Source organism: Pedobacter lusitanus (genome assembly GCF_040026395.1).
Taxonomy (GTDB): domain Bacteria; phylum Bacteroidota; class Bacteroidia; order Sphingobacteriales; family Sphingobacteriaceae; genus Pedobacter; species Pedobacter lusitanus.
Map to the genome: position 1 here is coordinate 856,674 of NZ_CP157278.1, position 12,383 is coordinate 869,056.

A 12,383-nucleotide genomic window follows, 5' to 3' on the forward strand; every position below is an offset into this window, starting at 1 on the left:
CATGTATACACACAGTACAAAGATCAGGGTAAGATATAGTGAGACTGATCAGATGGGCTATGTTTATAATGGAAACTATGCACAATATTACGAAGTTGGACGGGTAGAAATGCTGAGAAGTTTAGGCATGACCTATGGTAAAATGGAAGAAACCGGGGTGATGTTGCCTTTGCTGGAACTTAAATGTAAATTTATCAAACCAGCGTTTTACGATCAGGAGATTACGATTAAAACCTCGATCAAAGAACTTCCCGGAGTGCGCATGTCATTTGACTATGAACTGTATAATGAAAAAGAAGAATTGATTAATATCGGATCTACTATCCTGGTATTTTTTGATATGATAAAAAAGAAACCGTGCCCTCCGCCAGACTATTTTCTGGAAAAGATTGCACCATATTATGAATAAATGAACTGGGTACACAGACAACTTTTAAGGATTAGGCTATATTCTTTATTTATAGACTGGACAAAAGTTTATGTACTGCCAGGTTTTAGTCCTATCCCGCTTTATACTGTAGCTTCCTTTTTTTTCAGGGAGCTGGGTAAGGATTCTTTAGTCAATAAAGCATCCTCGCTTGCGTATACATTTATGCTGGCTATTTTCCCGGGTATTATCTTTCTTTTCACTCTGATTCCATTTATCCCCAAGCGTATCGGTTTTCAGGATCAGCTGATGGTTCTTTTACAGCTGATTCTCCCTGCACAGGCATACAAGGCATTTGAAGCTACCTTGTCTGAGATTATTAAAATTCAGAATGGAAAATTACTATCCTTTGGTATTATCCTGTCTGTGTTCTTTGCCACAAACGGGATGCACAGCCTGATGAATGCTTTCAACAAGTCATCACTGATCGTGGAGACCAGAACATGGCTTAAACAGCGGCTTATTGCTTTAGTCCTTACTTTCGTGCTGGCAATATCCCTGATCATTACTATAGGGGCAATGACTGTTGGGGAAATTGCTTTAAATTACATCAACAAAGGCTTACATATCAAAGGTCATTTTATTGCTTACATCATAGATATTTCCAGGTGGGCTTTGCTTGGTGTCCTTTATTTTGTGACGATATCGATTCTTTACCGTTACGGGCCTGCCAATACCAAGAAATGGCGTTTCTTTAGTCCTGGTTCCTGGCTGGCTACTATCCTGGCCTTCCTGACCATCTGGGGATTTTCCTTCTATATCAATCACTTTGGTTCTTACAATAAAGTATACGGTTCGATAGGTACATTAATTGTAATTATGATCTGGTTATACCTGAATTCTCTGATACTTTTGATCGGTTTTGAGCTGAATGCGAGCGTTGATCTGACTAAACGCAGTGTCAGAATCATCAAACAGCCCTTCAATTTGTTCAAAAAAACACCTTAAAAGGGGGCAAAATTCATTTTTTCTATCTCTGTTTTAACAAGTTATGAATTAACTGTTAAAAAATTAACATCATTATTTGCAGAATCAACAGGTATTCGTACTTTTGTCGCGGAGAGTTGTCAGAGTGGTCGATTGAGGCAGTCTTGAAAACTGTTGACCTGTCAAAGGGTCCGCGGGTTCGAATCCCCCACTCTCCGCCAGGCAAAAATGCTACCCCAAAGGGGTGGCATTTTTTGTTTTAAATCGGCCTGAGCTCTTCAGCTCATAGGCCAGATTTAAAACAAAAAATTGCCAGGAGCGCAGCGACAGCATTTTTGCCTGAGGCCTCCCCCCTCAGGGATCAGCGAGAGTAACGAGCTAATCCTCATTGGAGAATATCCCGGAGTAATTATCTTCCAGCTTTCTTAAGACCCTGAAAAGCCAGACCATCAATAATACTTGAAGTAAAGTATCTCACAATAAAAGTATTATTAAATTTATTTTTAAAAGTTGTAGTTTCATTATTGCTGAATGTAAGATTAACCGTTGCTGCAATTTTCAAAGCATCAGCTGCAGGAATCTGGAATTTACCTGTCAGGTCCGAAGCAATAGACTGTATATTTATTTTGGTCTTGTCAAACGTTCCATCTAACCTGATAGCCACCAAAGCCGTATTTGCAGCAGCTTTATCCGAGTTTACGTAACGTTTAACACTTCTGGAAAATTGATCATTTCCTATTTGCGACAAGTCTGCATTTGAGATGTGAGCCTCAATTTTGGCAATATAAGCAGGATGAAGTCTTGCATCAATGTAAATCCCTTTAAGTACTGTAGACTCATCTGAGAGAGAACTAAAGTACGCTTTAACTTTAGCACTGAGTTCAGCATTGTTACTGACTTTAATCGTATCTAATTGTGCAACAAGATTGGCAGTAGCCTGTTTAACCTTCTTCTTATCAACAGAAAACTGATTAGTGATTATTTCATATCTGCTCAAAAGAATATAATCCTTTATCAGTTTGGGTGTTGCAAACAGAATTTTTTTCTTGTCAGCTATACTTGTATTAACAGAGTCTACGATATAAGATTTTAGTTTGAGATACTTAACATCATCAATTACTTCAGGGTGATTACTCTCTACTGCCCCTATCCCATAACTTTTATAATAATCAAAATCGATAGCATCTAAAAATGGAAAACTGGAATTTTGCAGAGAGAGGTTAAAGAGATCTAAAGTTTCCGTTTTTTTAAAGTCTGGCCTGAACGATCCCAGGCTATAGAAATATTCGTCATTTTTCTGGGAACTCAGTTGTGATGGAATTGCGGTTTGGTACCATTGCGTACCATTGCTAAATCTATTTTGACCAGTAACCTCAACGGCATTAAATTTAATATTAAAAATCTTGACCCTTTCCTGTGAAAAAGATTCTTGCGGTAAAAGTATGAAGGTGAACACCCCTAATACCAGAGGTAATAATACATTTTTTTTCATTTTCGAGGCTATTTAGACACTTAAATCTAATAATTAAATATTTAAAAAACAGGCATTTATACTTAATAAAAATATCATTAAGCATATAAACGCAGTCATTCCGAATAAGACTGCCTTCTTATCAGTTTCTTCAATCTTAATACCTCCTGTAAAATCGGCACCAACTTCTTACCCACCTCAACATTAACCACGAAAAAACACTGTTTCGCGATGCGTGCAGGAACCCATACTGATCAGTTCTGGGCTAAATACCTTAAAATACTGACTTGTAAATAGAATCAGGTCAAATAACCGTTGACCCGTAGAAAAATCACTGGGTTAACGGTTAACCGAATTAATCCTCTTAGTCTTCAAGCCTTGTCAAACCAGCAAGTACATATTTAGCGTTTCCGGGTATAGAAAATGATTGAGGTGCTACTATCGTAATTTCGCTGGGAGTATCCTTTTTTATGTTTTTATGCTCAAGAGCAAAATTCTCATGCAATTTCTCCATAGCAAAGGCCACTTTCTGACAACTATCAAAAACATACACTGTATCTCCACTATTAATCCTCAGACAGACGTAAAGATTTGCGTTCAACTTCCCAGCCTTGCATGGCTCTTCATTTGGATAGGTCTCTAAGATCCTAATATCAGTATAAGTTTTCTCTGTAAAAACGGCTTTACTGAATTTACTAAGCTGAATTTTTTTATTTACTGTGGCAACTTTTGTACTATCAGCACATGAAATCGCCGATAGTACAAGTAAAACGCGGAGACCTTTTAAAAGGTTGCTATAGATACATCTCATTTGTGGAGAGTTATTCAGTTTAAACTCTTTGTATTCTCTTTGATCTCAAATATGGTAATACCACAACAACTATAGCATACTCATTTTTACAATATGATAAACAATAATACCACCCGTAAGTAAAGTAATAAAACCATTTATATACCAGAATTTCTTAAACCATTCTCTAAAGAAAAACATATTGAATAAACTAATCAGAAATGTTCCACAAATTAATCCAATAATAGCATAAGTTCGTAATACAAACGGAACTTCAGAACTAGAACTGGAGCCAGCACTTAAAGCGGGGATGAATAATCCAAAGAGAAAACAAGAGCCTATCCATAACAAGTACAAACCGATTGCACCAAATCTATTATTTTTCATAATTTATTGTCTAACAAACTTTCCATTTATGAATTTATAAGTTCCTACAGACAGTGTAGATACGGCTCTCATAAAATCTCCAATATCATGACCACCATAAGACAGGACATTATCATTACTACCATTTTCTTCCCGACCAGATTGTTTTGCATGCCAACTTCCATTACTGTAACCAATAGCTCCACTAACAACATCATCTCCAATGTTATCAAACTGAAATAATGGTACTCCAGGTATTGCCGATAATTTATTTTGCTGAAAGGCTGCAAAATCATATTCTGTTATACTTAATCCCCTTGCAAGTTTAGGATGTGCCTTAGCATATTCAATAATTGCCTTGATATATCCTTTACCAAAAGCAGCCCCCATACTATGGGTAACTATTTTCAGACTTTCAGTGATTACTCCATTGGTTCTTGCAAGACTATTAATTAGTACCGCCGCATCTTGCTGTCCTTGCTCATAACCTGCATCAATTCTATTTTGTAATTTTAAATTTCCATTATTAGGAGCATGTCCACCTAGCGATCCATCTATATAAGCATTAAATGAGGTTCCCTTCAAAGATTCATTATGATCTTTAAATCGGTTCATAACGGCCTTATCGAAAAACCATGGATGATAACTTTTTGTATCATCATAATTTGATCCGACAGTGAATCCTCTCCAATATTTAGGGCTCCCACCCGTTCCATCATAAAAATTCCCATTAATGAATATAACAATATGTCCATTAGGATCAATGGCATTTGTTGGAGTATTAGCAGCATAGGCATATGGAGTAATTTGGAAATATAATTCTGATTTTGCATCAAGTACATTCCATCTCCCAATTACCGGATCATAGAATCTGGCACCATAATCATATTGCCCTAATTCATCCTGTAGTTCTTTACCATTATACAAATATTTGTTATTTAAAGATACCGTATTCCCGGACGATTTACGTAATCCAAACGGATAATAATCGTCACTCTGCAGTCTCTCAATTTTATTAGTAACAGGATTCTTGTAAAAACTATAACGTACATTACCTAAATTATCAGTCAGATTATACTCATAACCATAACTATTGTCTTTTCTTCTGGCCAGCCCGGTTTCTGTCTGTATAAATTCTATAACTCCCGCTGTATACTGAATTCCTTCAATATAATCCGTAACCAATCCCCCCTTAATTTTTTTCAGCTTATTCCCTGCCGCATCGTATACATAAGATAGATCTAAACCAGCTATTTTAACAGGCAAATTCAGATTATTATAGCTAATGGCCTGTCCATTCTTTCCATCTACAATTGCATTACCATTATCATCATATGCATAAGCACTTTTCTCGGTACCTCCTGTTATCTGATTTAACCGGTTTCCATTATAAGTATAGTTTCTGGTTATATTATCCCGTTTTAAACTCTGAATATTTCCCATCAGATCATAACTCATAGCTTCACTCATTCCCGGACCAACACCGCTGCTTAATCTGTTCAGCTTATCATAAGTATATACAAAATTATTAGCTAATGTATTTCCAGCTCCCCATAGCTGATCAGAAATATTCCCGTTAAACTGTGGATTCGTGCCATCCTGATATTTTAACTGCTGACTAAACTGATCAGATTTACTTGATTTTAACCAGCCACGCTCATTATATGTATAATTTGTTTTCTGGTCACCATTATTTAATTCCTTTGTCTTCAGCTGACCAATTTCATTATATAAATTCTCAGCAAGCAAGACTTCATCATCCGCATTGATCTTTTCATAGTTTTTTACTTTCCTACCCATGTGATCATATACATAACGATTAGCAATAGTAGTTTTTGCTGTTCCGACATGATGTATCCTTGTACTGGCGACCAGCCCTCCTTCAAAGTTATAGCTATTGCTTATCTCATCATAATTATCAGTTTTTACAGATCCGGATAAATAATGTTGTTTATTCTGTTTAACAATACGACCTTCATCATCATAGTAATTAACAGTCCATAAGAAGTCATTTGTCCCCAAAACCTTTACTTTAACAGCCGTTAATAATCCCTGCATTTTTTTGGTGTAACCAGCAGATTCATTTCCGGGTATACCAGGAATCGTATAGTCATCATAGTAGTTTATCATTTCCGGCTCAACGGACTCTGCTAAAGAAGGAATAGCTACATTACTGTATCCCTGAATACCTGCAGCATTTCTGGATTCCCAGTCCCTTGATTGGTTATTTACCTGCCCCTGTAATACAAGTCTTGTAGATACTGAGTTATTTTGAATACCAGTCATGATCACCCTCCCTAAAGCATCGTACTTAAGGAAGTTCCTCTTCTGACTTTTTTGCTGCACAGGATCCTGTGTAAACACCAGTTGGTCAAGTTTGTTATAAACCATCTCTATCCATCCTGACATCGCCGGAATCCGTTTTTCAATTATCCTTTTTCTTTCATCATAACGATATTGGTAGCAATACAGATCCAGCGTTAACTGATCAATAACAGGGCCATCGGGATTAGATGCCGGTGGAAGTACATAACTTAAATTCCCCAGATCATCAAAAACATAATACGTAGATAATATTTCAATATTTTCTCCATTTCTGTTAAATACGCGTTTCAAGACGGTATTTCCATCTTTATCAATATATTCTTCTGTAGTACCAACTTTCCCATCTCCGCTCGTCCAGTTTTCATCTTTTTGTGTTTTCAAAAACAGCTGTCCTTCAGCATAATATCCATTATTACTCAGGCTTCTCTTATAATCTGTTCCCGTAACTGACTCTGCACTCCAGAAACGTACGGTGTTCACTTCGTTCCTACCATAACCTGTAACCTGGCTCCTGCCAGCTGTATTGCTACGCTGACTTGCTGGTTGCCAGACTGTCCCCGGAGATCCCTGCTCGATTATTCTGTCCAGTGGTGAAGTTTCAAATATGGTCTGGCTAAACGGAGCGGCTGTTTTCATAACCATATCATCATATCCAGCTGCAGAATAGAACTTTGACTGGGTGCTTAACGCATCAGTTTTATAGGCTCCATTTCCCGCTTTTGTTGCATAAGGCAGATATTTCATTGACTCTCTTCCAAAAGCATCATAAATAATTGGCTGAACAATATCATTCCCAAGTGGACTACCTTTAGTCTGAACAGCTTGCAAAGGCCGGCCTAAACCATCGAAATACTGAATATGCTGGCTAACTTCACTAATCATTGCATTAGTAAGATCTACAACACCTGCCTTTTTAAAAGTATTTGTAATTACATAATTCTGATCCTGGCTTGGTGCAGAACCTAATTTGGCTATTAAGTCTCTGGTTATAAAAGCACGGAACGGCCCACTTGTACTAAACCCAGGTAATAATGTAATACTCTGATTAGAAGAATACTCTCCCGTTGTTGGCCCGGAAAACTCCAGATACTGACCATAAGTCATCCCTGGGGTTACCAGAATAATAGTCAGAAAGAAAACGGTAATTTTATATAGAGGTTGATTTATATACTTTTTCATGGGAGCTTAATTTTTAAAATGATAACTGTTACTTTTAACTATTTCCCAATTCTGATCTTTTGTCATTATCAGTCGTTGCAATCCATCATAGATATAATAGACTGATTTACCTTTTTCATCAGTCTGACTTGTCATTCCTACCTGAGGATCATAAGTATATGTAGTCATTTTAGCATCTGTTGGAAATATACGCACATCATCTACCGGCCCTGTCAAAGTAAGATTTGCCGTATAAGCCTGCTGATTGAATACCCACTTACTGCCATTATAGTTCCACCATTGAATTATATAATTCCGTCCACCCGGCTGACTAAACTCAGGAGTATAATTACCATTCCAGTACTTATTTCCGGTATGCCCTGCCCCAGTGACCACATTACTAAGCTGATTTTCTTCAAATCCTTCATAATAAAACTCATTAATTCCTTTATTAGCAATCACTTTATCATTATAGCGTAAAGTAAGGCTACGGTATGTACCAGCAGGTTCAGAACCCGAAGTCCTTATTGTAAGGGTATAATTTCCCGCTGGCATATTATTAAATATAACAGAAGAGGGATAATAACAAGTCCTTGAGGTTCTGCTGATGCAAAGACTACCTGACTGACTAACAGGTCCCAACAAAGTATAATCCAGTGTATACATAAGTCCTGGTTCGCCGTTTACATTTAAACTTATCTCAGTTGGTATAGTTGTAGAGAAAGCTGTAGACGCGGAATTTGAATTATCCTTGATAACCAGCCCCCGATATTCCGAACTTATCGTTGCACCTGAACTGATTCCGTTTGCATTTTCTATTATAGCTATAGGAAACTGATCAGCATATCCCCAGATATAACTCGTATTTGGACCTTTCCTGGTAGACTTACCTGAAACATTTCCCTTATTATCATAAGTATAATCAGTAAGTGTTTCAACAGGATAGCTGCCAATACTCTGCTCTACTGATCCAGGCATAAAAATATCTTTACCTACTTCAACATAGTTATTACGTTGAAAAGAAGCTGGAATAACTGTACTTGATCCGGCTTTTGTGATAACATTACGTTCTTCTATTACCGGAGAAATAATGTGCTTATCCTCATACATCTTCTTATAAGTAGCTGAAGACTCTTTCAAATTCCCCGGGTAATTATAAGTAGTAGTAGAAGTATATCCCTTACTATTAGTAGATATTATGCTACTTAGTCCATTATTGCTATTATCATAAGTATATTCAGTTGACTTTGAGATAATCGAAGGCGAATAGTTGGTTACCGTTTTTTTTTGCAAATAAGGATAAAAGGTAAAAATTCTGTTTGCGTTAATTCTGGTGAATGGAGTTTGATCCAATCCTACAAGTCCGAATTTTGAAACTGCCTTCACAAAATCATTATATCGTTCAGGAAAAGAATTGTATTCGTTTGTAATGGTTTCCACCGGATTATTACCTTCATCATAGGTTTCCTGTTTGATCAATAGCCCGCGTTCTAACTCTCTTGAAGTAAATGCATCTGTTAATGTCCTGCTATCCATATTTGTATAAGTGTATAATGGCACTAAATCAGGAAACAGATCATGATTAGTATACTTATAGACTATTTTCCCATTCCCGATGGTTTTTTCTACGACCCGGGAATAAGTAATATGACTTCCATTTGTATTCCCCAGCTGATTGACAAAATTTTCGGATACTGTGATGTAATTCTGTGTGTTGTCAGCAGATTGACTATAATAGGTCAAACCACTCCAGCCACCATAATGATACTTTACATGCATACGTCCATTAGCTCCATACAAAGGCACCCCTGATAAAATGCCACTGGAACTATTATCTTCATTGAGATAAAGATATTCTTTAGTCGTCTCTGAATCTGGAGATCCGGCTTCCGGTCTGGAAATGATTTTTCGTATTCGGAGCCCACCCGCAAATCCATTAGCCGGGTTTAGTTTAAAGTCAGGAAACTGAGAAGCTATCTGACTGTAATCATGTGCTTCATATTGAAAAAATGTTGCACCACCTGTGGGATATCTAATAGCTGTTAGCACTTCTGCTTTCATCAAAGCAGTATCCGCTGACCGGTATGCATACAAATTTTCTGCACTAACACCTTCATATTTTTTTCCGTTATAATAACCCCAGTTATCAGCCATCTTTGAATTATAAGACGGCAATAATCTGGGATTATAAGTGAAACTATAGTTTCCTCCCGGGTTGTTGTTAAGATCGGTAATGGTCAAACCATTTAATTTCAGACGTTGGTTAACATTTTCCGTATAATTAAGTTTAATACGCTTTTTACGATTAATAACGATCTCATCCAATTTCATCCAATGATCCTGCGCATTAAAGACAGTCGGACTGATATGTGTTAAAGCCTGAAACTTACCAGCATCGAATGGCTCTTTTAAATCCAGTGCCTGACTTTTTACAAAATCAATTTGTGTACCATCAGACCCTGAGACATCAGAAAGATAAATCGGATTCTGCGTTGACAAAGAGGTACGATCCGATAAACCACATGAACTTACAGTCTCTTTTCCACCTTTTATAGTAATACAAGTCTGCGCTGTAACATTGCTGGTAAAAATCGGATTGCCGTCTCTTTTATAATTGAAATTGATTTTGCTTCCTAAAACACTGGTAATATTGGTCAGATACCATGTTACAGGAGTTGAAACCATATAACCTGAATTTACATCGGTATCAAACTCAACAGCATTGGGTTGTCCACCAAACGTATATATTTTTCCATCCTCTGTTGTCACTGTAAATTTGTAAAACGGCCCGTACATTGTCGGTGTTCTTATACCACTTTTATCATCATAAAAATCAATATTCAAATATTGTGGTATTTCAGATTTCACGCTGATTTTCCTTCCATCTTTTGACTTAACTTTTATCTTTACATTGTCAGCAGCATCACGATACAGATAAAAGCTGGCGCTAACACCCGGAGCGCTAACCATAAATTCATCAGGATCACCATCCGCATAAGTTGATTGAGAGGTCTCTCCTGCCGGCAGAAAACTAATAAGACTTTCCATACTGGTCCAATCAGTCCGGTCTAAAGTATTTGACCTGTAGAAATAACCAAATCCATACGGAATAAAACCATAATTGGTTTCCCGTTTAACATCCTCATTATTCGTTTCATCTTTCAGTCCTCTAATAACCCTTGTAATTGAGCCGCCACAGGAAAGACTCCAGCCTAGTCCAACCCATGTGGGCCGTTGCTGTAATTTAATTCCACTGGCATAATAACTTAATTGCACAGGTACTTCTATATCTTTAATTTTGATAAGATGAAGAGGTATAGTAATCTGGGGTAATCCATTAAAAAGATCTGTAGGAATCTGACCATATCTACCCAACTCTGCGGCATTTGGAGTCTGTGGTAATCTTTGCGCATTTGTTTTAAAGTAGATGCCGCAAAAAAATAAAAAATAGAAGAGCGTTTTTTTTATCATCATATCAGGCTATATTTAGTAGAATTGCTTTAATTACATATTAAATCAGCCCGGCACTTACGGATAAAATTAATTTAAAGAGAGGCTAAAAAGTCTGATCAAGATAATTTATTTATTCAAAACAACATAATATATATTCATTTTGAGAACCGATTTCTTTTCACAGGTTTTCACCTTTCTCTTAAAGACATGCCAAATCTGGTAGCTGAACCGGATGATGATGCATTATGGGATTATTTGACAAGTGGATAAACTGAATTATAAAGATGGAGAAATCCATTTCAGTTGCTATTTGAGTAATCTATTATAGACCATACCCCTACCGATAAAACGGCCTTTAATGCATTCAATATTCTGCATATGTAATTCTCAACAACAATTTCATCAAATAATTTTAACATGTGTAATAGATCGGGGTTGGTATAGGGTTGGTATACCCCCGGGGTATACCAACCCTATACCAACCCCGATCTATTACTTATCACAAACATCTCTAGAACTTATCTATATCATTTCACCAGTTTGGTAATCTATAAACTGAAAAATTCGATATTGAAATTGTGAAGATGTATTGACTGTTAGATTTCCCTGTGAAAGGGATATTAATTCTGGATGAGTGAGATATTATAGATTAATACAGTCGGGTGAATGATCCATTTTTGACAAAATGGTACAAATATGGATGGTTAAGAAAATCGTAGCTAAAAGCTATTCTTTTAATTATTTTCTTTTATAACAATTATACATATCACAATTATATAGAATATGCTTATTCCAATTTTAACAGGGATGGTCAGATGTTCATTATAGGAAAATATAATTGTTAGCAGAAAAAACAATGAATAGCCTATTTTTAAAGCAAGAGGTCTGTTATAAGTCAATTTGTCAGCAATTAAGAAATTGTATATCTGATTATTCTTCTTCGGACATATCCTCTCCGAAGTGTATAATATTACCATTATTATCAAGTACACTGAACTGGCGCATTTCCCAGGGCATATCTTTCAAATCTCCGTTTGGATGTATAAGCTCTTTTTCTTTTAACTCGGCATATAGTTTATCAACCTCGGTCACGTTTACATAACATCCCGTTGATTTGGCAATTTCCGGATCTTGTGCAGGCCACAAATGAATATTTACCCCGTCTCTGCTGAATATTAAATATCCATCCCAGCTCGCATGGAAAGTGAATCCCAGTTTTTCAGTATAAAATTTAACAGTTTCTTCTTCATTCAATGAAGCTAGTATAGGTATAGCATATTTTAGCATTGTGATATCATTTAACAACTACAATTTGCAGTTAATTCAAATCAATTCCTAAAAAAAAGACTGATTCTCGCCTCTTCATTACAGGCTATTATGGTTCCAACCGGGTAAATCAGCCAAAAATCCTCTTTATTTCACTTTAAATAGCATTTTTTTCAATTCATACTGAGGCATTTAAACGA

8 protein-coding genes and 1 tRNA gene are annotated in these 12,383 nt (G+C 36.5%); 3 read left to right on the forward strand and 6 right to left on the reverse strand.

Features of this window, described 5'->3' with window-relative positions:
• Position 1 precedes the first annotated feature (1 nt).
• The 3 genes from PL_RS03870 (at position 2) to PL_RS03880 (ending at position 1,575) form a co-directional block, all read left to right on the forward strand.
• Positions 2–409 carry an acyl-CoA thioesterase gene (locus PL_RS03870; RefSeq protein WP_041886552.1) on the forward strand — a complete coding sequence of 136 codons (408 nt, stop codon included), beginning with the start codon at positions 2–4 and terminating at the stop codon, positions 407–409.
• Positions 410–1,375 carry a YihY/virulence factor BrkB family protein gene (locus tag PL_RS03875; protein ID WP_041886554.1) on the forward strand — a complete coding sequence of 322 codons (966 nt, stop codon included), beginning with the start codon at positions 410–412 and terminating at the stop codon, positions 1,373–1,375.
• A gap of 110 nt (positions 1,376–1,485) precedes the next feature.
• A tRNA-Ser gene (locus PL_RS03880) sits at positions 1,486–1,575 on the forward strand.
• 188 nt (positions 1,576–1,763) lie between these two features.
• On the opposite strand, the gene PL_RS03885 is transcribed toward PL_RS03880, so the two are convergent.
• The 6 genes from PL_RS03885 to PL_RS03910 all read right to left on the reverse strand — a co-directional run bounded on the left by PL_RS03885 (position 1,764) and on the right by PL_RS03910 (position 12,204).
• The gene (locus PL_RS03885) at positions 1,764–2,846 is read right to left on the reverse strand and encodes a hypothetical protein (RefSeq protein ID WP_041886557.1); all 1,083 of its coding nucleotides are present in this window, start codon (positions 2,844–2,846) and stop codon (positions 1,764–1,766) included.
• Between the two features lie 343 nt (positions 2,847–3,189).
• Positions 3,190–3,636 carry a hypothetical protein gene (locus tag PL_RS03890; RefSeq protein ID WP_041886559.1) on the reverse strand — a complete coding sequence of 149 codons (447 nt, stop codon included), beginning with the start codon at positions 3,634–3,636 and terminating at the stop codon, positions 3,190–3,192.
• A gap of 69 nt (positions 3,637–3,705) precedes the next feature.
• A complete protein-coding gene (locus tag PL_RS03895; protein ID WP_041886560.1) occupies positions 3,706–4,002 on the reverse strand; it encodes a hypothetical protein in 297 nt (98 codons plus the stop codon).
• A gap of 3 nt (positions 4,003–4,005) precedes the next feature.
• Complete coding sequence (locus tag PL_RS03900) at positions 4,006–7,485, reverse strand: DUF6443 domain-containing protein (RefSeq protein ID WP_348621047.1); 3,480 nt, start codon at positions 7,483–7,485, stop codon at positions 4,006–4,008.
• A gap of 6 nt (positions 7,486–7,491) precedes the next feature.
• The gene (locus PL_RS03905) at positions 7,492–10,938 is read right to left on the reverse strand and encodes a hypothetical protein (RefSeq protein ID WP_348621049.1); all 3,447 of its coding nucleotides are present in this window, start codon (positions 10,936–10,938) and stop codon (positions 7,492–7,494) included.
• 909 nt (positions 10,939–11,847) lie between these two features.
• On the reverse strand, positions 11,848–12,204 hold the full coding sequence (locus PL_RS03910; RefSeq protein WP_041887099.1) for a bleomycin resistance protein: 357 nt from the start codon (positions 12,202–12,204) through the stop codon (positions 11,848–11,850).
• Between the last annotated feature and the right edge of the window lie 179 nt (positions 12,205–12,383).